23 protein-coding genes and 2 tRNA genes are annotated in these 24,067 nt (G+C 58.0%); 12 read left to right on the top strand and 13 right to left on the bottom strand.

Annotated elements, in window-relative coordinates; all coding sequences use genetic code 11:
- The first annotated feature begins 129 nt into the window (after positions 1–129).
- Positions 130–1,335: a hypothetical protein gene (locus BLW62_RS01055; protein ID WP_245726642.1), complete on the top strand. Its 1,206-nt coding sequence runs from the start codon at positions 130–132 to the stop codon at positions 1,333–1,335.
- A gap of 532 nt (positions 1,336–1,867) precedes the next feature.
- Here BLW62_RS01055 and BLW62_RS01065 read toward each other — a convergent pair.
- The 6 genes from BLW62_RS01065 to BLW62_RS01090 all read right to left on the bottom strand — a co-directional run bounded on the left by BLW62_RS01065 (position 1,868) and on the right by BLW62_RS01090 (position 5,735).
- A tRNA-Thr gene (locus BLW62_RS01065) sits at positions 1,868–1,941 on the bottom strand.
- A gap of 11 nt (positions 1,942–1,952) precedes the next feature.
- A complete protein-coding gene (locus tag BLW62_RS01070) occupies positions 1,953–2,477 on the bottom strand; it encodes a GNAT family N-acetyltransferase (RefSeq protein WP_090503888.1) in 525 nt (174 codons plus the stop codon).
- Entirely contained in the window at positions 2,443–3,669 is a 1,227-nt protein-coding gene (locus BLW62_RS01075; protein ID WP_090503893.1) for a phosphoglycerate kinase, read from the bottom strand. Before BLW62_RS01075 ends, BLW62_RS01070 begins: the two co-directional genes overlap by 35 nt.
- Before the next feature lie 140 nt (positions 3,670–3,809).
- Positions 3,810–4,421: a CBS domain-containing protein gene (locus tag BLW62_RS01080; RefSeq protein ID WP_090503898.1), complete on the bottom strand. Its 612-nt coding sequence runs from the start codon at positions 4,419–4,421 to the stop codon at positions 3,810–3,812.
- A 139-nt stretch (positions 4,422–4,560) separates the two neighbouring features.
- Positions 4,561–5,325 carry a GTP cyclohydrolase III gene (locus tag BLW62_RS01085; RefSeq protein WP_090503902.1) on the bottom strand — a complete coding sequence of 255 codons (765 nt, stop codon included), beginning with the start codon at positions 5,323–5,325 and terminating at the stop codon, positions 4,561–4,563.
- Between the two features lie 89 nt (positions 5,326–5,414).
- The gene (locus BLW62_RS01090) at positions 5,415–5,735 is read right to left on the bottom strand and encodes a DUF5785 family protein (protein WP_090503907.1); all 321 of its coding nucleotides are present in this window, start codon (positions 5,733–5,735) and stop codon (positions 5,415–5,417) included.
- 145 nt (positions 5,736–5,880) lie between these two features.
- On the opposite strand from BLW62_RS01090, the gene BLW62_RS01095 reads away from it, so the two are divergent.
- A complete protein-coding gene (locus tag BLW62_RS01095; protein ID WP_245726643.1) occupies positions 5,881–7,071 on the top strand; it encodes a sensor histidine kinase in 1,191 nt (396 codons plus the stop codon).
- Between the two features lie 121 nt (positions 7,072–7,192).
- Here the strand turns inward: BLW62_RS01095 and BLW62_RS01100 are convergent, their stop codons facing one another.
- The 5 genes from BLW62_RS01100 to mct form a co-directional block, all read right to left on the bottom strand.
- The gene (locus BLW62_RS01100) at positions 7,193–7,897 is read right to left on the bottom strand and encodes a TOBE domain-containing protein (RefSeq protein ID WP_090503910.1); all 705 of its coding nucleotides are present in this window, start codon (positions 7,895–7,897) and stop codon (positions 7,193–7,195) included.
- Between the two features lie 49 nt (positions 7,898–7,946).
- Positions 7,947–8,711, bottom strand: coding sequence for an amino acid ABC transporter ATP-binding protein (locus BLW62_RS01105; protein ID WP_175459652.1), 765 nt, complete (start codon positions 8,709–8,711; stop codon positions 7,947–7,949).
- The gene (locus tag BLW62_RS01110) at positions 8,711–9,427 is read right to left on the bottom strand and encodes an ABC transporter permease (RefSeq protein ID WP_090503921.1); all 717 of its coding nucleotides are present in this window, start codon (positions 9,425–9,427) and stop codon (positions 8,711–8,713) included. The genes BLW62_RS01105 and BLW62_RS01110 overlap by 1 nt, the downstream gene beginning before the upstream one ends.
- A 12-nt stretch (positions 9,428–9,439) precedes the next feature.
- A complete protein-coding gene (locus BLW62_RS01115; protein ID WP_090506370.1) occupies positions 9,440–10,366 on the bottom strand; it encodes an ABC transporter substrate-binding protein in 927 nt (308 codons plus the stop codon).
- 359 nt (positions 10,367–10,725) lie between these two features.
- Positions 10,726–11,898: a succinyl-CoA:mesaconate CoA-transferase gene (mct, locus tag BLW62_RS01120; RefSeq protein ID WP_090503925.1), complete on the bottom strand. Its 1,173-nt coding sequence runs from the start codon at positions 11,896–11,898 to the stop codon at positions 10,726–10,728.
- A 138-nt stretch (positions 11,899–12,036) separates the two neighbouring features.
- Between mct and glmS the strand changes: the two genes are divergently transcribed.
- The 6 genes from glmS to BLW62_RS01150 all read left to right on the top strand — a co-directional run bounded on the left by glmS (position 12,037) and on the right by BLW62_RS01150 (position 19,098).
- Positions 12,037–12,492: a methylaspartate mutase subunit S gene (gene glmS / locus BLW62_RS01125; RefSeq protein WP_090506371.1), complete on the top strand. Its 456-nt coding sequence runs from the start codon at positions 12,037–12,039 to the stop codon at positions 12,490–12,492.
- Positions 12,493–13,926: a methylaspartate mutase subunit E gene (locus BLW62_RS01130; protein ID WP_090503930.1), complete on the top strand. Its 1,434-nt coding sequence runs from the start codon at positions 12,493–12,495 to the stop codon at positions 13,924–13,926.
- A complete protein-coding gene (locus BLW62_RS01135; protein WP_090503935.1) occupies positions 13,927–15,204 on the top strand; it encodes a methylaspartate ammonia-lyase in 1,278 nt (425 codons plus the stop codon).
- Positions 15,197–16,258, top strand: coding sequence for a 2-methylfumaryl-CoA hydratase (gene mch / locus BLW62_RS01140; RefSeq protein ID WP_090503938.1), 1,062 nt, complete (start codon positions 15,197–15,199; stop codon positions 16,256–16,258). Before BLW62_RS01135 ends, mch begins: the two co-directional genes overlap by 8 nt.
- 61 nt (positions 16,259–16,319) lie before the next feature.
- Positions 16,320–17,363 (top strand): L-malyl-CoA/beta-methylmalyl-CoA lyase, encoded by a 1,044-nt coding sequence (citE, locus tag BLW62_RS01145; RefSeq protein WP_090503941.1) that lies wholly within the window; start codon positions 16,320–16,322, stop codon positions 17,361–17,363.
- Between the two features lie 268 nt (positions 17,364–17,631).
- Positions 17,632–19,098 carry an MATE family efflux transporter gene (locus tag BLW62_RS01150; RefSeq protein ID WP_090503948.1) on the top strand — a complete coding sequence of 489 codons (1,467 nt, stop codon included), beginning with the start codon at positions 17,632–17,634 and terminating at the stop codon, positions 19,096–19,098.
- Between the two features lie 196 nt (positions 19,099–19,294).
- Here the strand turns inward: BLW62_RS01150 and BLW62_RS01155 are convergent.
- Positions 19,295–19,378: transfer RNA gene (locus tag BLW62_RS01155), tRNA-Ser, on the bottom strand.
- A gap of 141 nt (positions 19,379–19,519) precedes the next feature.
- Here BLW62_RS01155 and BLW62_RS01160 point away from each other — a divergent pair.
- The 4 genes from BLW62_RS01160 (at position 19,520) to BLW62_RS18240 (ending at position 22,771) form a co-directional block, all read left to right on the top strand.
- Complete coding sequence (locus tag BLW62_RS01160) at positions 19,520–20,614, top strand: tyrosine-type recombinase/integrase (RefSeq protein WP_090503953.1); 1,095 nt, start codon at positions 19,520–19,522, stop codon at positions 20,612–20,614.
- A gap of 69 nt (positions 20,615–20,683) precedes the next feature.
- Positions 20,684–21,283: a hypothetical protein gene (locus tag BLW62_RS18235; protein WP_139305359.1), complete on the top strand. Its 600-nt coding sequence runs from the start codon at positions 20,684–20,686 to the stop codon at positions 21,281–21,283.
- Positions 21,284–21,707: 424 nt separating this feature from the next.
- On the top strand, positions 21,708–22,463 hold the full coding sequence (locus BLW62_RS01170; protein ID WP_090503961.1) for a bifunctional DNA primase/polymerase: 756 nt from the start codon (positions 21,708–21,710) through the stop codon (positions 22,461–22,463).
- Positions 22,451–22,771 (top strand): hypothetical protein, encoded by a 321-nt coding sequence (locus BLW62_RS18240; RefSeq protein WP_139305360.1) that lies wholly within the window; start codon positions 22,451–22,453, stop codon positions 22,769–22,771. The genes BLW62_RS01170 and BLW62_RS18240 overlap by 13 nt, the downstream gene beginning before the upstream one ends.
- A gap of 324 nt (positions 22,772–23,095) precedes the next feature.
- Here the strand turns inward: BLW62_RS18240 and BLW62_RS18245 are convergent, their stop codons facing one another.
- Positions 23,096–24,058 carry a hypothetical protein gene (locus BLW62_RS18245; RefSeq protein WP_139305361.1) on the bottom strand — a complete coding sequence of 321 codons (963 nt, stop codon included), beginning with the start codon at positions 24,056–24,058 and terminating at the stop codon, positions 23,096–23,098.
- Positions 24,059–24,067: the final 9 nt, after the last annotated feature.

The raw sequence follows: 24,067 nt of genomic DNA on the forward strand, positions 1-24,067 counted from the left end.
TTCCGGGTTGGCGACCAGTATACTGCCGGACAGAAGCGAACCCTCCGGACAGCAGCGTTACAGGAGGTGCCTACCCGTTCGCGAATCCCGTCGTGAACGTCCTGTCCGATAGTATAGGAGGCTAGACACGTGAATCGACGAATGCTCTTGAAAGGGGTTGTTGTCGGAAGTATCGCATCGGTACCGAACGCCGCGAGCGCAGCTGGCGGTCCTCACGGTGGTAAAACGAAGACGGACGAATCGGACGCGACAACGGGTGATCCCAAACACACTGAACCGAACGACGCTGAACCGAACGACATCGACGAATCGTCCCTCGCCATCCGAATCGTGGACATCCCGGACGCGCTGACCGGTGGCGAGTTCCTCGAGTGGACGCTCGAGGTCGAAAATCTCACCGACGAGTCGATCGAGCCCACGGTCGACTCGTTCGTCGACGGCGAGTCGGTCGGCTCGGTAACGCTCACGATCGGTCCCGGAGAGACGGTTCAACCGACGACGCCGAGCGTTCCAACCGAACCCGTCGACACGGAAGGCTCGGTAACGCCCCGCGTCAGCGCGAACGGCGTCTCCGACGAGCGCACCGTCCGTCTCCTCCCTGCGGAGGAACTCGACACGGCCCTCCAGTTTCCCGACCCGGAGTTGACCGTCCAACCGGGAACGACGGTCCACTTCGAGGTCGGTGTCGTCGATCCGGACGCCACGCAGACGACGACCTGGTTCGTCGACGGTGAGGAAGTCGGTAGTACACTCGCCGATCCGCGGCAGTCGGTCTACTTCGCCGAGCAGGACGCACACTTCTGGCAGGAAACGTTTGACACACCCGGTCCGTCGGAAGTCGTCGCCGCCGTCGACGTCGACGGCGAACAGTTCAGAGCGAGTTGGACCGTCACCGTCGATCCGAAGGGACTCGCCGACCCCAGCATCGACGCCGTGAGACCGGAACCGGGGATCCTCGAGTTCGACTCCGAGACAGACGAGGAGACGACGCTCGAGATCGACGTCTCCGATCCGGACGAGAACCTCGATCGAGTCGTCTGGTGGCTTACGCAGGCGGACACCATTCTCGGCGTCTCCGACGTCTCGGGTGCAACGGACACCGCATCACTCACCGTCGGCGCCGAGCTGTGTCACACTTGCGTGATCATCCCGTGGGTGATTACCGGCGACGGAACGTTCGCGTCGGAACCACTCTGGGAGGCCGTCGACGTCAATATCGGCGAGCCAGCAGGCACGGCTTCACCGGACGATCAGGACGTCGGAACGGACGACGCCGGCGATTCGACTGCCCCAACGCCACCCGAAGCAGACGCGCAGTCAGAACCGAGTGGGTGAAGAACCACCAGTGACTCGAGGCACTGTTTCTGTCGTCTGTTCCCACGATTGACACACCTCGAACGCGTTTTTGGGGACTCAGACCGTACTCGGGCCAGAATCTCGCACTTGCAACTCGGAGACAACGTAGCGAAACCCAACATGATTTGGGAGGATACCTATCATCCAGGACCACGTTCACTCCACTGACGGGGGTAGAACACCAGTCGTTGCCACGAAGGGGTTCAGCTACTACAGTCCCTCGTCGTACCACTTCCACCACCTGTTCCGACATCGGCCCTCACCAGGCCGATAGTTTTCACCCACTCGAGCGACGCGTCCGATAGAAAAACCGCTGGCTGCGTCTCGAAGAGAACCAGCAGGTACCGAGGCGACACACTCGATTTCGATCCGTCGCTCACGAAAGATGTCTCGAGGAGGAAGCCAGGGCGGGGATTTGAACCACGCCCGAGAACCTGCGCGTAGCGCAGAACCTCAGTCTGATTCAAATCCATTCTCGCTGCTGACGCTCACGAATATGTTCGCGTCAGCAAGCCAGGGCGGGGATTTGAACCCCGGGAGTCTCGATTACAAGTCGAGTGCATGAACCACCCATGCTCCCCTGGCGCAGATTGTGGTTAGCGGTCCCCCTTTGAGTGTGTATCGCTTTTGGATCGGTCGTCGTCCTCGAGCGAGCGCTTCATCGACACCCGATACGAGTCGTAGCCATGTCGCGCGTAGAACCGTCTGGCGTCGTCGTTCATCGACATCACCTCGAGGGTCACGACGCTCGCGCCCTGAGAGGCGAGTTCGTCCTCCGCCGTCTCGAGTAGGGCCGTCCCGATTCCCCGTCCGCGAAACGGAGGGTCGACGTAAATGTTCGACAGCAGTCCGCGGGTCGTATCGAGTGCGAGCGTCCCCCGCTCGAGGGTGAAGGAGGCGAACCCGACGACGGAGCCACCGACGCGAGCGACGAGCAGGCAATCGGCAACCTGGTGGGCGGCCAGCGTCTCTCGCATCGATTCTCGATTTCGCTCCGGGAGGACGGCCGACTCGTGGAGGCGCTGATCGCGTGCGAGGCGAACCCAGAGATCGGTGACCGCATCGATATCGTCCTGGGTCGCGTACTCAATCGTCGGCTGGCTGTTGGTGTTTCGGTCCATCCTCGAGTGCCGTCACGGCAGGGAGGGGTTCTGCGGTGAGCATTCGTAAGGCGGCACCGCCGCCGGTGCTGACGTGGGAGAAGCCCTCGACGCCGAGACTGCGTAACGCCGAAGCGGTGTCTCCACCGCCGACAATGCTGGTTTCGACGCCGCTCGCCGCGTTGTAGAGTTCTCGGGTTCCGTTCTCGAACGCTGCCTCCTCGAAGACGCCGGCGGGACCGTTGAGGATAACCGTCCTTGCATCCTCGAGGATTCGTTCGTAGTACGAGAGCGTCGACGAGCCGATATCCATCGCGGCCTCGGAATCGGCTGGTGGCAAGGCGTTGACGCCGAGCTCGTGTCGCTCGCCGTCTCGTTCGACGGCGACGTCTCGGGGGAGTGCAACCTGTTCGCCGTAGGCGTCGAGCAAGTCGGCGGCGCGGTCGATTTCGTCCCAGTACCCTTGCTCGTAGATGAAGTCGGTGCTCGCATCCCCGAGGTCGACGCCGTCGGCGGTGAGGAAGACGTTCCCCGCGACGCCCGCCGTCAGGACGTGATCCGCGAGTCCCTTCTCGAGCACGGACCAGGCGACGTCGATCGAATCGGAGACCTTCGCGCCGCCGAGAACGTACACTCGCGGCTCGGGTGTCTCTTCGATCGAACCCAACACGTCGAGTTCGGACTCCATGACTCGACCGGCGTAGCCGGGGAGCACGCTCGGAAAGCCGACGAGCGAGGGCTGTGAGCGGTGGGCTGCGGCGAATGCGTCGTTGACGTAGGCGTCGAGCACCGGGGCTAATCCCTCGACGAGGTGCGTCTGTGCGGCCGCGTCGGGGTCGAACTCCATGTACTCCTCGCTGTAAAAACGGGTGTTCTCGAGGACGATGCAGTCGCCGTCGTCGAGGTTTCGAACGGCTTCGCGCGCGCCGCTGCTGTAGGTGACGTCCACGTAGTCGACGGGACGCTCGAGCAGCGTCGAGAGACGCTCGGCGTGGGGTTCGAGAGAGACGAAATCGTCGCCACCCGGTCGCCCTTGGTGGGCGAGGACGGCGACGCGGCCACCACGCTCGAGGAGTTCGGAGAGTGTGTCGACGTGGGCACGTAGTCGGGCGTCGTCGGCGAGTGAACCGTCATCGTCGATCGGACTGTTGATATCGACGCGAACGCCGACGGTGGTCCCTTCGACGTCGAGGTCGTCGAGGGTATCGGTCATTACCGACCAGTCCACCGCGGCACCCGAAAGGTCTTTCCATCGGAGTAATCGTTCCTGCAGAGTGTTAGCACGAATCAGTCCGTTTTCCCGGCCGCTGTGGCGGGGCGGGGACGAGTCGACGCAGACGGGACACTCGCTGCTCAGACGGCACGGCAGTCCGTGCACACGAGCTTTCCGTTCGCATCCCAGAGCGAATCCGAAAGCGTCCCACAGGCTTCACAGACGCTCTGTGTCGAGTACTCGTCGTTGGGAAGGACGGAACCAGACTCGAGTTCCTCGCGGGGTTGGGACGATTGCGCCGGTCGTTCGGTCGCGAGTTGTCCGTTGTCGTACGCGGCGTCGCTCGAGCGCAGCGGCGTCATCGTCCCCTGGAAGGAACTCGCTGCAGCGATGACGTCGCGCTGGGTGACGAGTCCGAGCACGCCGTCGTCGTCTTCGACGACGATGTTTCGGATGTGCTGGCGGGTCATGACGTTCGCCGCCTCGGTGAGTGACTGCTCCGGCGTGAACGTGATGACGGGTGCGGTCATGGCGTCACCGACGGTCGTCTCGCCTGCGTCGTATTCGTCGGCGATGATGCCGAGAACGTCCCACTCGGTCATGATGCCAACCGGCTTCGGTCCCCGAACGACGAGCACGCAACTCGCTCGCTCCTCACGCATCAGCGACACCGCGTCTCGGACCGTGTCCGATTCACTGACGCCAACGAACTCGTTCGTCAGAACATCTCTGACCGACAGATCCGATTCCATGTGTGAACAATGGACACGACTGGGCTAAAAGCTACCCCCGCTACGTTTAAGCAAACAGGAGTAGAAGGTCCGTAATTCGGGGGACGAGAGGTCATTCGTCGCGTTCCAAACGGCGGGGACGATTGCCGGCAGTAGCCGGTTACTCCCACTCGAGTTCGACTCTGGTTCCGTCGGCGCGACATGTTTCTAACGCGTGCTTCGCGGCGAATCCGGCGTCGTGGGCACTGGTGCCACGGCCGACGCCCACTTGTAAGTCGACATCGACTGCTTCTTGGACGTGGTAAATCGCCTCCTCGTAGTCGTCTGCCGTGAGATCCGGACAGACGACGATGATGTTGTCGCCACCGACGAAAAACGAGAGGCTGTCGTGGCTGTAGCGCATGTGTCGCATCAATTCGGCGTAGCCCTGCTCGATTTCGATGAACGTATCGAACGCGTTGAGTTCGTCGGTGTACTGTCCGGTCGCGTTGACGACGTCGAAGTGAGCGATCTGAATGTCGTCTTCCCGTCGCTCGTCGCCTTCGATGACTCGCCCCTCGAGACACTCGCGTCGGTTCTTATCCTGTGCGCTTCCCGCATCTTGGACGTGTCCGGTCGCGTCGGCGAGTGCCTGTACGGGATTGGCGTTCGTCGACACGCCTAGACTGAGCGTTACGGGGTAGCGATTGCCCACCGACTCCTGGAGGAGCGCGTGATCCTCGAGGTCGAGGCCGTTCGTGATGGCGATCATATTGTCGAAGCGGGTGAAGAAAACGTAGCCACCACGGTTGCCGACGAACTGGGAGATATCGGCGTAAAGCCGGGATTGGAGCGTCTGTAGGTCGGCTTCCCGTCTCGGCTCGGGAGTGACCGTCCATGGCCCGTAGTTATCGATTTGAACGAGCGTAACCTGCGTAGTAGTCACGGTGAGAACTTCTTTCGAACGCCGTCGTATAAGTGGTACGTAATCCAGATTCGTGATGGGGGCTCGTCTGCGTCGCGACTCGATGCTGCTTATGCCGGTTTCTTCTCCGGGTCCGCGCCTTTCGGGTGGTAGTCCCAGAAGTCGCCTGCACGCATCGCGTCGCCGACTGCCTTGTGCATATCGAGAATCGTCTCGAACTCCTCGGGTTCGACGTACTCGAAGATCTCCCGCATCGGGACGACCGTCTCGTAGTTGACTCGGATCGGATCATCACCGTGTTCTTCGACGAACTCATCACGGATCATCGGGAAGTCTTCGTCCTCGTCGACTTTGTCTGCGATGATGCGCATGTCGTACTTGCGCATCCCTTCGCTGCCTTGCTCGCCGTCGGGATCGTGTGGCCAGTCCATACTCTGACGTGTGCAGGGGTCCCGCAAAAGGGTTACTCTCCATCGTCGCCCCTCCATCGAGGGTCCACGATCTTTGTTCTCCTCACAGCGATTGACAGCTCGGTGAACAAAATACTATTGTACGTTCATTACAGGTTTGACGGTAGTGATCCGGTGGAAGCCGATTGTCTCGCTGGTCGGCCCGAGACGCCTCATCCTCTTCTTCGGAATGATGTACGTAGTGGCCGCCACCGGACGAACGATCGTTCGTCTCTCGAGCGGGGGCACTCCCTCGAGTGTCTTCTTGACCGGGTTTCTCATCAGCGCCTTCGGTGCCGTCCTCTGTTACGGTAGCTATCGACTCCCCAGAACCAGCATCGACGACGAGTACCATCCGTACGTAGCCGGCTGGTCACTCGCCGGGTTCGCTATCATCCTCTCCGTTCTCGTGCTCTATCACTTACTCGCCGAGGGCGGCATCGCAAATCCCAGTCGGGCGATTCCCATCCTCACCTCGATCGGAACGACGGCCGGGTACGGCATCGGCGTCTACGATGGGAAGGCGCGGACTCGAGAACACGAACTCGAGCGTCGCAACCGTGCACTCGAAACGACACAGGCCGAACTCGAGGAAACTGTCGCTCGACTCGAGCGTTCGAACCAGCAGCTCGAGGCCTCGAACGAACGACTCGAACAGTTCGCCTACGCCGCAAGCCACGACCTTCAGGAGCCACTGCGAATGGTCTCGAGTTACCTGCAGTTGATCGAGCGCCGAAACGACGATCTCGACGCCGAGACGGAGGAGTTTCTGGAGTACGCCGTCGACGGCGCGGATCGGATGCGACGGGTGATCGACGGGTTGCTTCGATACTCCCGCGTCGAAACGGAGGGGGCACCACTCGAGCCGATCGATCTCGAAACGGTATTCGAGGACGTCTGTGACGACCTGTCGGTGAAAATCGCGGAGTGTGATGGCGAGGTTACGGCCGACGACCTCCCTCACGTCGACGGTGACGAAGGTCAACTCCGGCAATTGCTGGGGAACCTCATTAGGAACGCACTCGAGTACAGCGGCGAGGAGCCGCCGTCGGTCCACGTCACCGCTGAGCGAAACGGAACCGACTGGCACGTTTCAGTCAGCGACGACGGCATCGGTATCGTTCCCGACGATCAAGAGCAGATTTTTGAAATGTTTCACCGCTTGCACACTCACGAGGAACACGAGGGGACGGGTCTCGGTTTAGCACTCTGTGAGCGGATCGCCGAACGCCACGGCGGGGCGATCCAGGTGGATTCGACACCGGGGAGCGGGTCGACGTTCACCGTGACGTTGCCAGCCTGTCCAGAGGAAGCGTGACTTCGTTCGTCACGGACTTCGAAATCGAGAGACGGGCGACGAAGAACACCGGGCCACTCGGGGTACACAGCATCCACCAACATCGCAACGCGACGAAAGCGCGTTCTCCGACCGGTTCGTTCTACTCCTCGAGAGTCGGTTCGAGGCGAATCGCCCTCGCCGCAGTCGCCTTGAACGACGCGGTAATCGACTGTTCGGATCGAATCGACAACCGATCCGCACTCGCTTTCGTGATGAGCGCGTGGAGGTCGACGGAATCGCTCAGTCGAATCGTGACCTTGGTGATTGCATCCCCAGACTCCGTGTCGACGACTTCACCGGTAAACTGATTTCGAAGACTCGTTTCGGCCGGCTGTGACGTCTCTATCGGATTTTCCAACACGACCGCATCGGAACGAACGGCGACTTGCACCCTGTGTGCGTCGTCCGGAACGAGTGCCAGAATCGAGCCCGCGTTCGTGTCGACGGTTGCTAACTCTCCATTTCTGTCCTGTACGGTCCCCGTAAAGACCGACTCAGTTACCCGAGAGACGCCATCGAGTTCGACGTCGTGCTGATTGAACTGGTGACGTAACTCGTGGGCAGTCTGCGTCAGGTCTGTACCACCACCGTCGGTGCCGCCACGACGCCGCTCGGTAATTTGGCCGACGGAGTCTTCGATTTCGACGACCCGTCGTTGCAACCGTGCGTACGACCTCCCGAGTTCGTCCGCTGCCTTGTGCAACGAGCCGTGTTGGTCGATTGCATCGAGCATCTCGATGTCGCGTCGGTCAAGCGTAACGTCGCCGACCGAGAGTTTCGTCGTGTACTCCTTCCTGAACGTCATCTGTGTATCGTCCTCCGAAACGTGAACGAGAACATCACTCGAGTATCACTCAGTAGATGAGATCGCCGTCGATAAATTTCCGGGTCCGTTCGTCGCGTGGGTCCTCGAACACCGTCCTGGTCGCGCCGACTTCGATAATATCGTTTGCTAAGAGGACCGCAACTCGGTCCGCAACACGCTCTGCTTGATGCATATCGTGGGTCGCGACGACGACACCGATTCCTCGATTTCGCGCCTGTCGGACGGCGTCTTCGATGACAGCGGTATTTCGCGGATCGAGATCAGACGTCGGTTCGTCGAGTAAGAGCACGTCCGGTTCGTACGCCAGCGCGCGAGCGAACGCAACTCGTTGTGCCTCACCGCCCGAGAGCGATTGGGCGTCCTGATCGATCTTCCTTCTCAATCCGACGGTCTCGAGCGCCTCGAGAACGTCCGTAGTTCCGTTCTCTTTGCCAACCAGACTGGCGACTTCGTGTCGAACCCTCTCGACCCACGACTGGCGAACGCGAACGCCGTAGGCAGCGTTGCGTCGGACGGTCGCGTCGAACAGGCTCGCCTCTTGGAAGACCATTCCAATTCGACGACGGTGTTCCAAGCGTTCCTGTTCGGTCGTTTCCCACAGTCGAGTACCCTCGAACGAGACGGTGCCCTGATCAGGCGGATCGAAAACCGCCAGCAGCCGCAGCAGTGTCGATTTTCCGACGCCGGAGGGCCCGATGATCGCGACGACTTCACCGGGGTCAACCGACAGTGAGACTCCCTCGAAGACGGTTTCGTCGTCGTATCCGTGGTGGACGCCGTTTGCCTCGAGCATTATCCGTGCCTCCCGTTTCCGCTGCCGAGTCGAACCACGATGGCGTTGACGAGCAAGACGAGGACGACCAGAATCGCGCCGAGGATCATCGCAGTCTCGAATCGTCCCTGTCGCGCCTCGAGTTGGATCGCCGTCGTGAGCGTTCGAGTGACGGATGTGCCGTCTGCGTCGGCGATGTTTCCGCCGACGATGAGGACGGATCCAACCTCGCTGATCGCCCGACCGAATCCGGCGAGTACGGCCGTTGCGATCCCGTATCGGGCTTCTTTGATCGTGACGAGCGCGACGTCGAATCGCGTTCCGCCCATCGCAAACGCCGCGTCGCGAACGTTCTTCTCGACGCTACTCACGGCGGCTAAACTCACGCCGATGATCACCGGCGTCGCCAGGACGAACTGGGAGAGGATCATCGCCTCGGGTGTGAACACGAGGTCGAACGTCCCGAGTGGCCCCTGATTCGACACCGCAAACAAGACGAGAAGGCCGACGACGACGCTCGGGAATCCCATTCCGGTGTTGATCAGCGACGTGAGCAACTGCTTTCCCCGGAACTCTTTGAACCCGACGAAGAGTGCGATCGGGAGACTACACAGCGTGCTCAACGCGACTGCGACGATGCTCACGTACAGCGAGACGTAGATGATACTCCGGATGTAGTTCCACTCGAACGGGAACTCGAGAACCAACGGTGTCGATAGGAGAAACTCGTAGACCATGTATCCCTGTTCTTACCCTTTGCTCTCGGACGGTTCCCACTCCTCCGGCACGTACTGCTGAAAGTTCGGTTCGTCTGCGATCGCTTCCGGGTAAAACAACTGCTCTCCTTCGACCGTGTACTCCTCGATCAGTTCCTGTCCCTCGAGACTCGTGATGAATCCGATGTACGCCATCGCCAGATCGTACTCGACGGTTTCGTGTTCGGCCGGATCGACGGCGACGATTCCGTAGGGGTTCGCGAGGAGTTCCGGCCCGCCTTCGATCGGTCCCTCGACGTGAATCTCGAGGTCGAGTTCGGTTTGCATCGAGAGGTACGTCCCCCGGTCAGCGAGCGTGTATCCGCCGCCTTGGTCCGTCTGAATGAGGACGTCACCCATTCCGCTGCCGGCCTCCTGATACTCGCCGCGGTCGTCGCCGACGCCCGCTTCCTCCCAGATTTCGAGTTCTTTCGTGTGGGTTCCGGAGTCGTCGCCACGCGAGACGAACGTCGAGTCCGTGTCGGCGATCGTCGCGAACGCTTCTTCGATGTCGTCCCCGCCACCGATGTCCGCCGGGTCGTCGGGGTCGCCGACGACGATGAAATCGTTGAACATCAGATCGCGTCGGTTGACGCCGTAGCCCTCTTCGAGGAACTCGTCCTCTTGGGAACGGGCGTGGACCATTACCACGTCCGAATCGCCGCTGCGAGCCGTCTCGAGTGCGGCCCCTGTCCCCTGTCCGATGGTTTCGACGGTGACACCGAATCGGTCCTCGAACGCCAGATTGAGTTCGTCCAGCAGCCCCGTGTCGTAGGTGCTCGTGGTCGTGGTGAGTCGAAGCGTCTCGCCGTGTATGCTTGCCCCATCCGGGTCTTCCTCACCGAGTCCGACACACCCTGCGAACCCGATAGCACCAGCGCTCCCCAGACCGGTGAGTATACGCCGGCGATGTATCGTCATGGACACCACGTCGAAGGCCACACACATATGTGTTTTGGGATGGCGAAACGAGGATTGGTTTCCCAAACCGTGATGAGTTCGATATGTGGCCTCGGAGTAACCTATTTCGATTACTTTCCACTACTTTCGGAACGGGATCTGTTCACGATATTCGCACACAGTGTCCGCTCACACACACGTCGAGTGCATGCGAACGGACACCTCGCTCGGACGAAGACCCAGTGACTCGCTGTACACGAGACTCCCTCAGGGCGAAGTTGGATATCTTCCTCGAGCCGAATGTTCCGAAATTGGGTATCCGACCGCTCGCTACAAAAACAACGGTCGCAGGCCGCAGATTTCAGTCGGCGTCGTCCTGCTCAGTCGTCGGCCGTCGTTTCGGCTTCTTCGCCGAGTATCTCCTCGCGGTGCTCGTCGAGCAACGGTGCGCGACCGCGGGGTTGGGGCGTCGTCTCGCTCATCTTGATCGGGTTGCCCGCGATTTCGACGTCGCGGTCGGCACCAGGCTGTTCGACGGGGACGAGCATATCCCGGATGCGGACGTGTTCGTCCTCGAAGATTTCCTCGGTGGTCTGGACTTTGGCGGCCGGAACCCGCCCTTCGAGTTTGCCCACCAGTTCTTCGTTCGTCTGCTCGAGGGTCCAGTTGGCGATTTCGTCCCGGAGAATCTCTCGGTTCTCGAGGCGCTCTGGCGTCGTCGGGTACGATTCGGAGAGGTCCTCGCGACCCATTATCTCACAGAGTTCGGCCCAGTGGTTGTTGTTGAACGCGGCGATGACGGCGTAGCCGTCTGCGGTTTCGAAGGCGTTGTAGGGAAACAGCGTCGGGTGGGAGTTGCCCCGTCGGGAGGGTGCTTCTCCGGAGTACGACTGCTGGTAGATCGCGCGTTCGGTGAAACTGATCATGGAGTCGTACATGCCGGTGTCGACGTACTGGCCCTCGCCAGTCTGTTCGCGGTGATTCACGGCTGCGAGGATCCCGATGCAGTTCAGCGTCGCGGTAAAGAGATCACCGACGCCGGGGCCGGTTTTGGTCGGTGGACCGTCCGGTTGCCCAGTCGTTTCCATTACGCCGCCAAGCGCCTGGGCGATGAGATCGAACGACGGCTGGCCTTGACGATCTGTTTCGCCCGTACGCGGGTCACCGAACCCGCGAATCGAGGAATAGATGAGATTCTCGTTGTACTCGGTGAGCGTCTCGTAGCCCAGATCGTACTTCTCCATCGTCCCGGCGCGGTAGTTCTCGACGACGATGTCGGCTTCTTCGACGAGCGAGAGGAAATCGTCGCGATCCGTTTCGTCCCCGAGGTTGAGTTCGATACTCTTCTTGCCGCGATTGACGCTCTGAAAGTACCCGCCGTAGGCTTCTTTCTCGGAGTCCGCGACGAACGGTGGAAACGACCGAATCATATCGCCACCCGGACGCTCGATCTTGACGACGTCAGCGCCCATATCCGCGAGTAACATCGTGCAGTACGGCCCAGCAAGCACCTGGGTCAGATCGAGCACGCGTAGATTCGAAAGTGCTCCCATGTACCGGTCACTTCTAAAACCACGACCAAAACCCTTACCATCGATCATGTATATTGTGTCGCTGTGCCATAGGGGGGCTGTAAGGATGTTTAAGGAGTATTATCATGGAAGATCATTAGGTTTATAGTGGCGTTCCTCATGATTCATCATACGATGTCCCAAACGGTCGTCCTCGGCGTGATCGGTTCCGATGCACACGTCGTTGGAATCACAATCTTAGAGCAGGCCTTCAGTGCAGCAGGCTTCGACGTTGTCAACCTCGGTGTCCAAACCTCCCAAGAGGAGTTCGCCGAGGAAGCCGTAGACCACGACGCCGAGGCCGTACTGGTCTCTTCGCTCTACGGCCACGCCGAGCAAGACTGTCAGGGATTCCACGAGGTCCTCGCAGAATCCGACGTCGACGCCGTCACCTACATCGGTGGCAACCTCGCCGTCGGACAGGACGAGTTCGACCAGACCCGCCGGACGTTTCGCGAGCTCGGCTTCGACCGCGTCTTCGACTCAGAAACGGACCCGGAAGACGCGATCGAGGCGCTCCGAGAGGACCTACAAATCACACCGACCGAGTCTGAACGCGCTACTATCAGTTCCTAGATGATACGAGACGAACGTATTCCAGCCGACGAGCTACGGCGTATCGACGAAGAGATTCGGTCTGACTGGGAGACGGGTGCGGACGTCGACTTCGAGGAGGCAATCGAGTACCACGAGTCGCTGCCAGATCGCAAGCGATTCGCGGACGTCCTCGAGTCGGCCGACAAACCCCTCTTGCAACCTCGAGCCGGCGTTCCCCGGCTCGACGATCAGATCGAACTCTCGAAATACCTCCACGAGGAGGGGCAGGCGGATCTCATCCCAACGACGATCGACTCCTACACGCGCGACAACGAGTACGAAAAAGCCCAGCAGGGTCTCGAGAAGGCTCGAGAGACCGGCGACGACACGCTCAACGGATTCCCGGCGGTTAACCACGGCGTCGACGGCTGTCGGAAGTTGATCGACGCGGTCGACGCACCAATCGAGGTGCGCCACGGCACGCCGGACGCTCGACTGCTGGCGGCGATCACCTTCGCCGGCGGCTTCCAGAGCTTCGAGGGCGGCCCGATCTCCTACAACATCCCCTACACGAAACGTCACGGGCTCGAGGAGACGATCGAGCGCTGGCAGTTCGTGGACAGACTGGCGGGAGCCTACACCGAACGCGGCATCCGGATCAACCGGGAGCCCTTCGGTCCGCTGACGGGGACGCTCGTCCCGCCGTCGATTGCAATCGCGATTATGATCGTCGAGGGGCAACTCGCGGCGACGCAGGGCGTCCGCTCGATCACCCTCGGCTACGGGCAGGTCGGCAACGTCGTCCAGGACGTCGCCGCGTTGAACGCACTCAAGAAGTTGGGCAACGAGTACCTCCCCGACGAGGTCGTCGTTACGACCGTCTTCCACGAGTGGATGGGTGGCTTCCCGCCGGACGAGGCCCGCGCCAACGGCGTGATCAGCCTCGGCGGGATGACTGCTGCCATCGCACAGCCGGATAAGGTCATCACCAAATCGCCACAGGAGTTCCAGGGCGTGCCGACGAAGGAGGCGAACGCCTCCGGCCTGCGCACGACGCGACAGGTTATCGACATGGCTATCGAGCAGAAGATCGACATCGACGGCATCGAGGAGGAACAGGACCTCATCGAGCGGGAGACGCGGTGTCTGATGGACACGATCTTTACCCACGGCGACGGCGACGTCGTCCAGGGGACGCTCAAGGCGTTCGATTCCGGGGCACTCGACGTGCCGTTCGCCCCGAGTGACAGCGCACGCGGTGCGGTCCTCCCCGCTCGAGACGACGACGGTCGGGTCCGAATCTTCGAGTGGGCCGATCTCGATATGGACGACGACATCAAAGAGATTCACAAGGCGCGACTCTCACAACGTGCGGATACCGAGGGTCGCAAACAGTCGTTCCGAATGGTTGCAGACGACGTGGACGCGATCAGCGACGGGAAACTCATCGGCAGACCACAGGGTGACGTCTAAATGGAAATTACAGGATTATACGCGACGCCCGGCTACTCCGGGTTCTTCTTCGACGACCAGCGCGCGATCAAGCAGGGAGCACAGCAAGATGGATTCACGTACACGGGGACCCCCGTCACGGAGGGCTTCGACGAGATTCGCCAGGCTGGCGAAACGCTCATCGTCGACATCGAACTCGCAAACGGCACCGTCGTTCGCGGTGACTGTGCCGCCGTACAGTACTCCGGCGCAGGGGGACGCGACCCGCTGTTCAAAGCCGAGGAGTACGCACCCGTCGTCGAGGGGCCACTCGCCGAGGAACTCGAGGGCCGTGACGCCACTGCGTTCCTCGAGAACGCCGAGACGCTCGAGGAGCTACAAGTGGATGGAACGCGCCTCCACACGGCAATTCGCTACGGCGTCTCACAGGCCTTGCTCGCCGCCGCGGCTGAAGCGGACAACACGACGCAGACGGACGTGCTGGCCGACGCCCTCGGGACCGAGCCTGCCGAAGAACCGGTCCCGGTCTTCGGCCAATCCGGCGACGCTCGCTACACCAACACCGAGAAAATGTTCGTCAAGGGCGTGCCCGTCTTGCCACACGCGCTGATCAACAGCGTCGAGAAAATCGGCGAAGATGGCGGGACCTTACTCGAGTACGTCGAGTGGCTCACGGAGCGCTCACAGGAACTCGGCCCCGACGGCTACGACCCCCGATTCCACATCGACGTGTACGGGATGATCGGCGAGGTCTTCGGTGCCCCCTACGACCGCGACGAGGTTGTCGAGTACTTCGCCGACCTGGAGGAGGCCGCCGCACCCTACCCGCTTCAGATCGAAGGGCCGATGGATGTCGGCGCTCGCGCGGAACAGATCGAGGCGATGGTCGAACTCCGCGATGGACTCGCTGACGCCGGTGTCGACGTCGACATCGTCGCCGACGAGTGGTGTAACACCTTCGAGGACGTGCAGGCGTTCGTCGACGCTGGAGCGGCCGACATCGTGCAGATCAAGACGCCCGACCTCGGTGGCATTCACCGGAGCGGACAGGCAGTTCGCTACTGCGAGGGAACCGACACTCGAGCGTATCTCGGCGGGACGTGCAACGAAACGGAAATTTCTTCGCGGGCCTGCGCACACGTCGCGCTCGCGACGAACGCCGCGCAGGTGCTCGCAAAGCCCGGTATGGGATTCGACGAGGGCTACATGATCGTCGAGAACGAGATGCGGCGAACGATCGCCCGACGCGAACGGGAACAGTTAACAGCAGACGCGGATGAGGTGACAGCAGATGACTGAGTGGACTGATCCTGAGACGTTCGCACAGGCACTCGAGCAGGTCGAGACCAAAGAGAAAGGAAACTGTTTTGAGGACTTTGCGGAGGGAGACGTCATCGAACACGATCCCGGCCTCACGCTCACCCAATTCGGGAACGAACAGTGGATGGGCCAGACGCTGAACCACGACCCGGCGTACTGGCGTACCGACGCCGCCGAGGCGCGTGGATTCGACGAACCGCCGGTTCACCCCGACTACCTGACGGCTGCGACGCTTGGCATCACCGTCGAGGACCTGAGTGAGAAAGGTGGCTACTTCCTCGGTCGAACCGACGTTCGCTTCCCCGAGACGCCGGTGTACACGGGCACCGAACTTCACGTCGAAAGCGAAGTCGTCAACCGGGCGACCTCGAGTTCCCGACCGGAGTACGGCATCGTCTCCTGGCGAACTCGCGGCAAAGACGCCGAAACGGGCGACGTGTTGTGTTCGTACGAACGGACGAACATGATCCCCCGACGCGACCCAGTCGCGACTGACGGGAGCGGTGCGACAGCGACCGAGGAGGACGACGGCCCTGACCTCCCATCGGAGTTCGTAACGCCGGAGGGTGGCTACTTCGAGGATTTCGTCGAGGCACTCGAGAACGCAGCGGACGAAGACGCTGCCGTCGCCTACCGCCACGAGCGCGGTCGCACCCAAGATGACGTAACGGTCGCACAGCTCCCGCTGTCGACGCTGAACACGGCCAAACAACACCACAACGTCGACGTTATGTCTGACTCGCCCTCGGGTAACATCGTCACCTACGGCGACGTGACCCGTTCGACCGCGCTGGGCCACGCTCGTTCGGACGAGCAGACGTGGCGCGAGGTCGGCTTCGACGACGAATCCTTCCACACGTTCGTCGCCGTCGGCGACACCGTCTACGCGTTCACGCGCGTTCTCTCCGCCGAAGACGACGCCTCGAGCGACCGGGCAGGGACCGTCACCTTCGAGCACATCGCGTTCAACCAAGACGACGAACCCGTCTACTCGGGAACACGAACGGCGGAAATTCAAAAGCGTTCTAACTAACACGAACGAACATCACAATCGACTGCACTCACGACCATATCCACGACTTCAAATTCCAACGATGACAGACGACACTCGACTCTGCCGAACCTTCCAGACTGCACCGGCCGCCGTTCCGAAAGACGACTCGGCGAAGTACCTGCGCTCCGGCCTCGAGGCCGAAGGCTTCCAAGCACCCGACTGGCTCGTCCCCGACATGGAAGACGGGACCGCGCCGAATATGAAAGACAAGGGCCTCGAGAACACCATCGAACTCGTCCCCGAACACGACTTCGCGGGCGAAATCTGGCCCCGCGTCGAGTGGAGCTACGAGGACGAATCGTTCCGCTCGCGCGGTCGTGAACAGATCGACCAGCTTGTGGGCGAAATTGGCGACGAGATCGAAGGCGTCGTCGTCCCCAAGGTTGGCCGCGTCGAAGACGTCGAACGAGCCGCCGAAGCCGTCGCGGAAGCGGAATCGGAACACGGCCACGCAGACGGTTCGATCAAGCTCGCGATCATCGTCGAAACCGGTCGCGCACGCTCGGACCTCCGCGAAATCTCGAAGTTCGGCGAGGAGTCCCGTCTCACCGCACTGGTCTTCGGGCCCGTCGATTACGCCGCCGAACTCGGCGCTCGTGACCTCGGTGACGGCCGCCCGCGCTGGGACGCGCTTCTCGAGGAACTCTCGAACGAAGCGAGTGCCGGTGATCTCCTCTGTATCGGTGGTCCCTTCGACGACCTCTTCAAGGAACGCGCCGGCCTGACGTACTACAACGCCGACGCCTACGCGGACCAGGTCGAACACGAAGCCCACCTCGGACTCGACGGCTCCTGGTCGCTGTATCCAAAGCAGACCGTCCAGGCCAACACGGTTCACATGCCGACGCCCGAGGAACTCGAGCGTGACGTGAGCAAGATCGAGCGCTTCAACGAGGCGAAAGCCGAGGGGACCGGCGCGGTCACCCTCGACGGACAGATGGTCGACGAAGCCACGTTTAAGGTGTTCCGGAACACGGTCCAGCAGGTTCGTGCGATCGACGGCACCCGACCGGCTCAGACTGAAGAGTACTACGACGACGGGCTGTTGAGTCGCGCACGCGACCTCGACCTCTCCTACCAGTAGCCAGACGCCCGAATCCGTTCGATTCTCTCGTTTTTTGCATCGAGACACACCATGTGAATTGTTCGCTGGGACTGTTCGTCACAAAACGCCTTTAACGGCTGACTGACTAGTCAGTCAGTATGTGGCAATCGAACGAACGGTCTCTGCGAATTACTCTCTGGCGGCTGTTATTCGGTAGGGTCCTCGAGCGAGTCCGACTGGCCGGTACTGGAGCTGTAGGCGCGTGGTTGGCGACCACGGCGACCGACCCTCCACTCGTTGGTGAACGATGACGGCGACCGGCGAGGATCGATCCGTCGACGTGACCGACGGCGAGTTACTCAAACCGATCGTCTTTCTGGCGATTCCGCTGATCATCACGCAACTGCTTCAGGTCGCGTACAACATCGCGGACACGTTCTGGGTCGGCCGCGTGAGTGCAGACGCGGTCGCAGCAATTTCTTTTGCCTTCCCCATCATCTTTCTCATCATCTCTATCGGCGGAGGCTTCACCGTCGCCGGAACGATCCTGATCGCCCAGCACAAGGGCGCAGACAACCACGAGGAGGTCGACCACGTCGTCGGCCAGACGATGTCGTTCGTCCTGCTCGTCTCCATCGTCGCGTCGATTATCGGCTACATCTTCACGCCGCAGTTGCTCACCCTCGTCGGCGCGGACGCCGGCAGTGCGGTCCACGAGATGGCCGTCAGCTACACGCGAACCTGGTTCCTCGGAACCGTCACCGTCTTCGCGTTCTTCATGTTTCAGGCGCTGTTGCGCGGCTGGGGAGACACTCGGACGCCGATGTACCTGATGGCGATCAGCGTCGTTCTCAACATCGTCCTCGATCCGTTTCTCATCCTCGGATTCGAAGCCAACCCCGTCTTCAGCGTCGTCGGCCTCGAGTCCCTCGAGGCGACGCTCTACTCGATGACAGGCTTCGCCGGACTCGACGTTCAAGGTGCCGCTATCGCGACGGTGATCAGCCGCGCGGTCGGTGCGGCGGTCGGCATTTGGTTGCTCGTCTCCGGCCAACTCGGAATCCGTCCGACGCTCTCGCAGTTCCGACTGAAACTCGAGACGGTCGAAACGATCGTTCGGCTTGGAATCCCTGCCGGTATCGAGCAGAGTACTCGAGCGCTCGGTCTCGCGGTGTTGACGGCGCTGGTTGCGATCGCCGGCTCTGATGCGGTTGCCGCTTACGGCGTCGGGAGTCGCGTCTACGCCGTCTTCACGCTGCTCTCACTGGGCGTCGCACAGGCCACCGAAGTCGTCGTCGGGCAGAATCTCGGTGCCGATCAGACGGGTCGTGCTCGCCGCGGCGTGTTGTTGAACGCGGGGATCATCGGCGGGGCCTTTGCCGCGATGAGCGTCGCCGTCTACGCGTTTGCGCCAGAAATCATCGAAATTTTCCTCACGGAAGACGAGTCCGGACAGGTCGTTCAGATGGGTGCCGACTTCCTGATGATCGTCGGTCCGACGTTCGCCTTCCTCGGCGTCTTCCAGATCCTGATGGGCGCGTTCCGCGGGAGCGGAAGCACCCGAATCGCGATGGCGTTCTCGATCCTCTCGCTGTGGATCATCCAGATTCCCGTCGCACTCGCGTTGATCGAGTGGGCCGGAATCGGCGAAACGGGAGTCTGGTACGCGATGGCACTGTCGAACGTCGTCAGCGTTCTCGTTGCCGGTCTCTGGTTCCTCCGTGGGACGTGGACGGACAACGTCGTCTCCGGACGGCCTTCCACAGCTGAGTAACCGGCTCGCTCGAGGTCACCTCGTTGAGTTTCTGAAGAGGCAAAAGTGGAGGCTGGTGGGGATAGCGCTAGAACCACGCCGAGACGGTTGTCCCCTCCCCGTTCGGACGCTGCGACTCGCCTCATCCAAATCCCATCGTTTCGTTTTTCCGCTCACGTGCTCCTCGCGAGGCTCATCACAGTTGTTCGTCGAAAAACGGTGGGGATGGGATTTGAACCCATGAGGCTTGACAGCCACCTGCTCTCAAGGCAGGCGCGTTGGGCCGCTCTGCCACCCCACCTCGAAGGCTTCGGCTGCCCCCTTCACGTCATGCGATTTCAGCGCCTTCAATGGTGAAACTGATGAAACTGACACGTTCCATCGTTCCTCGATTGAACCGCGCCGAAACCGCTGAAATCGACTTCATTGAGGGACTATGAGTATGGACAAACCCGAGAAGGTTGAAGGTATCGTTCTTATTCCCGGTCCGTCACGTGATATCCTCAACGAGCGTCAATTGGTTGCGTACGAGAGCTATCGACGGAGGCTCATCAAGTGGCTCGCACGACAAGGAAAGAATCCGGACGCGCTCGAAGGCTATGCTCACGACACTGCACGGAACTATGCGAGCATCATCGACAAGTTTCATCGACAAGTCTGGCAACAGGATGGATACACGCTCGATCTTGGACACGAGACTGCTGAAGACTACCTACGCTCTTTGATTATGAGTGATGACGGATATTCACGGTCACACCTCCACAACGTGAAATTGGCGCTCATAGCCTATTTCCGGTTCAATGGCGACGAGTGGGAACCTGACATCACTATCAAATCATCTTCAGGCGTCTCTCAACCACGGGATTTCCTTTCCGGCGAGGAACGAACAGCACTCCGTGAAGCTGCGCTCGAATACGGGACCGTCCCCGCATACGCTGCTCTTGATCCCGATGAGCGGACAGAGTGGAAACGATTCCTCGCTCGCCGCTATGGAAAATCTGTATCCAAGGTGTCCAAAGAGGATTGGGACCGTGCTAACGGTTTCAAATATCCGAGTATCATCCACACGGCATTGGACGCTGGTCTTCGTCCCATCGAAGTAGGCCGTGCTCGGACCTATTGGGTAGACGTAGAAAATTCTACGCTCCGTATTCCTGAAGAGGAGTCCTCGAAAAACAACGACAATTGGACGGTGAGTCTTCGACGCGAGACAACTGAATATCTTGCCCGCTGGCTCGAAGAGCGAGAGATGTACGACAAATACGATGATACTGATCGGCTGTGGTTGACGCGTCACTCGAATCCCTACAGTGGATCATCACTACGCTATGTCCTCGATGCCACTTGTAACATTGCGGGTATCGATCGGGACATATCGTGGTATGCAATTCGACATTGGACGGGCACCTATATGGCACGCGAAGAGGGACTCGCTGCTGCGCAGTCTCAACTTCGTCACAAGAGCATCGAGACAACTGCCAAGTACGACCAAGCCCCGGTAGATGATCGGCGGGATGCGCTTGATAGAATGGGCTGAACAATCCACTCATCAGTATTTTTCTTCTTGGCAGAAAGTATATCCAGCTACCATTTGAAAAACTACTCAATGTCGATGGACTTCCCGTCATTGATAGACGAGTATGAGAACGCGAATCCCGGCGAATCCGTAGAGTACAAGGATGATTCGGGTTCATGGCAGGATGATACAGATTACGGATTCGGGTCTATATCTTCGGAATTTCAAAGGCGGGGGCACATATCTCGGCCTGAACTTCGAAAGATTGGTGAGTGGAAATATCCTACTGGTCGAATTGATCAATACCTAAAAAATAATAATTCAACTTACGTAGAACAGCGAAGTGCTGTAGCGTTTCAAACAAGCTCAGATGTAGAGAAAATAGAAGCGCTAACGGAACTCAGGGGGATTCGAGTTCCTCTGGCATCGGTTATTCTAACCATGTTTAATCCAGCTGATTATGCCATTGTAGACTACCATACCTTCCGCGCTCTTGGGGCAGAATTATTAGATCTTCAGAACTATCCCGATTACGCTGAATTTATGGGATATTTTCAGAACTACAATTCAGACCCGGAAGCATATAGCATCTATATGGACGTAGTTCGAGACGTTGCACAGCAAGAGGGGATACTCCCAAGGGAAGTAGATATGGCTCTTTGGGCCCATGATAAGATAGAATCCTCGTAGATCACTCAAATTTCAGGTCGATAGATTTCGTGTCCCTCCTGAGTCAACGGTGGAATATCCAAGGCAACATAGTGAGCTCCAATCAACTCAACCTCAATCTCCCTAAGCTTCCGTTCTGAATCCACATCTGCTGGTGGTTATACATATCAAGTGCTGTCATAGTTGACCATCATTATTCTTAGTACATAGAACCGACTGGTGATCAACTCTATTTCGGTGATATCACTCTTAACCGATAATACTCGTATTATCCACGGCTTGAATCGCAGAAATTATTCAGCCGATCGCCTTCTTTCTTCGATAAGACCGATACACCCCATCGAAGCCTCTGAACGGTATTAGCGGTGAAAATTCGGGAAAGATGCTCCCTGTCAAGAGTTATTTCCCGATTCCTCGGTGAGGGTGTCGCGGTCAGATTACGACGATGAAAACTACGGAACACAATCACAAGAATATATCGAACTATTCAGAGAAAAACAGACTGAAAACTATTTCCGATCGGATTGAAGAAATAGGACTTGAATCGAATCGGTTTATTCGACTTCAAGATGGATCGAAAGCTCCTATCTCACACGAGGAGTTATGTTGGGAGAAGATAGGAGAGGGAAATTATGGTGTATATGCCGGAAACGGGCTTGTTCTCGTTGATATTGACTCATATCGGAGCGATAGTGGTGACCTTCCTAAAGAAGTCCAGAAGCTCCGAAGCACCCTCACAATCACCTTCCGAATTACTTCTGAAGGCCGTGAATTGGACGTGAATCGCTCTTTACCTACATTTATAGTTCAGTCCCCACATGGAGGAGAACACCTATATTATGCCGTGTCAGATGATGTGGAAAATTCTACTCATGAGTGGGGAGAAATGCGAGCAGAAAATCAGTATGTCGTGGGTCCCGGTTCTGAACTCACTAATTGCGATAAGGATTGGCATGACTGTTCACAGCCGGATGAAGGTTACTACGCTATCAAGCATAACTACCCAGTCAGATCAATTTCAGCATCAGAATTGCCAACGAAGCAAGACACTGATCGGAATCCGGAGACAATGTCCAATGAGGGTGCGATTTCCGAGGAAGATCCTCAATATGCCGAAATAGATGTTGAGGTAGCAAATCAGCACCTCAAACCTTCCAAGCGGAGAGTGGAAGCGCGTTTTATTGCCTCATGGACCGACTGAACGGTGGAAGAGGAAAACTAAGTGGAAAAGTTACCCGTGACGATGGAACGATTAATCGGAGTGCCATAGATTTCCTCACTCTTTCACATTTGTTTGGAGTGATGGTGAAGTTCGGAAATGAAGACAAAGAAAGAGCAAGAGAACTATCCTACGCAGTCTACAGTCACTTCGCAGAACAAAAACCCTATGTCAAGGACAAAACCGGACGTAGAAGGAAGTGGCTATTGAGAGATGAGAAGTACCGTCAAGATCGGCTCGCATATGCAGTAACGGAGTTCGACCGAGGAAATCACCTTCCAAGGCCATGATGAAGCCGATGTTCGGGCAGCTGTGGTGGAGTGAAATAAGTTTGTAAACCAATATAATTAGTGCTCATAAAAGGAGTAGTCACACTATCAGATTTGTTGACTATTGTCTAATATTTCTCTTCAGACGCTGAGATTGGACTGTTAGTGGATTATAGTTTTATATAGTAAGGAGGAGGTTAGATAGTTGAAGTTGACTCTCCCTCTATCTCAATATCTTTTAATTTGATCCAATCAAATTCCATTTTCATCTTGAGAAGTTCGGGTGTGTTTTAAATACTTTAAAGGTATCCGGTGTTAATTTCCGATTCTTACTGTAGAACGTAATCATAGGATTATATCGTCTTCAACAGCATATCTATAGACACTTTTGGTCAGAATAGTACTTGTGAGAGCACAATCAAGACTAACTTCAGGAGTTATTTCCCATCTTTCCAAGGCTTCAGCATCATCACCGTGAGCACCACCTTTATTCCGGATCTCCGCAAGAGCCATAATGCGTCTTTTGTGATGACGCCTCACCAAGCCATCCCCCTGTAGATGATTACAGAGGGGTACAATTCCGGAACCGGTTGAATAATCTCGCCCTTCATCCCCATATGTTTCTCCGAGGTTTCGAAGGAAGTCTTCAAAGGCTCTACCAGATGCGCTAACAGAATCACGAGGCTCTGTTGAATGCTTTAGATATGCATCAGCCAAATCAGTTTTTGTATCTTGGTCAAGAAACTCCATTAAATTCTCTCCAAGGAACTCATCAAGATATATTTTGACTTCTAACTCTGATTTGAGTGACTTTCGCAGACTTTCTAATGAACCAGACATATCTGCAGGGACGTTTCGAATTTCGACTGACAGTTCGTCCCCTTCTAAAACAATTCCTGTATATTTCCCCATTAGTTCAAAATATTCCTTAAGATAATCCGGTTTGCTTGCAAGTTCGCTGTTTCCTGCATAGACTTTCTGAGCGGCTTCTTCTGAAGTGTAACCTCTATTTAAATAAGTAGAATAATCAATAAATGGCTGATAATTTAGTAATGATTTTTCTAATATAATCGACCAATCTTTTGGTGCCGTTTGCTGTAGTAACCTTTCATATCTATCCTCTACTTTATTATCTCCCTTATCAATAATACCAATTGTTTCAAGTATTTTAATTGCTTCTCTTACTTTGCGATTTGAGAGGTTAGCAAAGCGGGATATTTCATCATTTGATGGATTGGGGCCTAATTCAGATATTGCAAAAAGCACTTCAAGAATATCTTCCGGTAATACTCTATATGCGGGAAACATTTGGTTTTA

It is taken from the genome of Natronorubrum sediminis (assembly GCF_900108095.1).
Classification (GTDB): domain Archaea; phylum Halobacteriota; class Halobacteria; order Halobacteriales; family Natrialbaceae; genus Natronorubrum; species Natronorubrum sediminis.

What these genes read in the sequence shown, in the direction of transcription:
- BLW62_RS01135 (WP_090503935.1), top strand. Translation starts at nt 13,927, where the DNA reads ATGGAAATTACAGGATTATACGCGACGCCCGGCTACTCCGGGTTCTTC.
- BLW62_RS01075 (WP_090503893.1), bottom strand. Translation starts at nt 3,669, where the DNA reads ATGACCGATACCCTCGACGACCTCGACGTCGAAGGGACCACCGTCGGC.
- BLW62_RS01105 (WP_175459652.1), bottom strand. Translation starts at nt 8,711, where the DNA reads ATGCTCGAGGCAAACGGCGTCCACCACGGATACGACGACGAAACCGTC.
- BLW62_RS01090 (WP_090503907.1), bottom strand. Translation starts at nt 5,735, where the DNA reads ATGGACTGGCCACACGATCCCGACGGCGAGCAAGGCAGCGAAGGGATG.
- BLW62_RS01150 (WP_090503948.1), top strand. Translation starts at nt 17,632, where the DNA reads ATGACGGCGACCGGCGAGGATCGATCCGTCGACGTGACCGACGGCGAG.
- glmS (WP_090506371.1), top strand. Translation starts at nt 12,037, where the DNA reads ATGATTCATCATACGATGTCCCAAACGGTCGTCCTCGGCGTGATCGGT.
- citE (WP_090503941.1), top strand. Translation starts at nt 16,320, where the DNA reads ATGACAGACGACACTCGACTCTGCCGAACCTTCCAGACTGCACCGGCC.
- BLW62_RS01170 (WP_090503961.1), top strand. Translation starts at nt 21,708, where the DNA reads ATGAAAACTACGGAACACAATCACAAGAATATATCGAACTATTCAGAG.
- mct (WP_090503925.1), bottom strand. Translation starts at nt 11,898, where the DNA reads ATGGGAGCACTTTCGAATCTACGCGTGCTCGATCTGACCCAGGTGCTT.
- BLW62_RS01160 (WP_090503953.1), top strand. Translation starts at nt 19,520, where the DNA reads ATGGACAAACCCGAGAAGGTTGAAGGTATCGTTCTTATTCCCGGTCCG.
- BLW62_RS01100 (WP_090503910.1), bottom strand. Translation starts at nt 7,897, where the DNA reads ATGACGTTCAGGAAGGAGTACACGACGAAACTCTCGGTCGGCGACGTT.
- mch (WP_090503938.1), top strand. Translation starts at nt 15,197, where the DNA reads ATGACTGAGTGGACTGATCCTGAGACGTTCGCACAGGCACTCGAGCAG.
- BLW62_RS18235 (WP_139305359.1), top strand. Translation starts at nt 20,684, where the DNA reads ATGTCGATGGACTTCCCGTCATTGATAGACGAGTATGAGAACGCGAAT.
- BLW62_RS01080 (WP_090503898.1), bottom strand. Translation starts at nt 4,421, where the DNA reads ATGGAATCGGATCTGTCGGTCAGAGATGTTCTGACGAACGAGTTCGTT.
- BLW62_RS18240 (WP_139305360.1), top strand. Translation starts at nt 22,451, where the DNA reads ATGGACCGACTGAACGGTGGAAGAGGAAAACTAAGTGGAAAAGTTACC.
- BLW62_RS01130 (WP_090503930.1), top strand. Translation starts at nt 12,493, where the DNA reads ATGATACGAGACGAACGTATTCCAGCCGACGAGCTACGGCGTATCGAC.
- BLW62_RS01070 (WP_090503888.1), bottom strand. Translation starts at nt 2,477, where the DNA reads ATGGACCGAAACACCAACAGCCAGCCGACGATTGAGTACGCGACCCAG.
- BLW62_RS18245 (WP_139305361.1), bottom strand. Translation starts at nt 24,058, where the DNA reads ATGTTTCCCGCATATAGAGTATTACCGGAAGATATTCTTGAAGTGCTT.
- BLW62_RS01110 (WP_090503921.1), bottom strand. Translation starts at nt 9,427, where the DNA reads ATGGTCTACGAGTTTCTCCTATCGACACCGTTGGTTCTCGAGTTCCCG.
- BLW62_RS01115 (WP_090506370.1), bottom strand. Translation starts at nt 10,366, where the DNA reads ATGACGATACATCGCCGGCGTATACTCACCGGTCTGGGGAGCGCTGGT.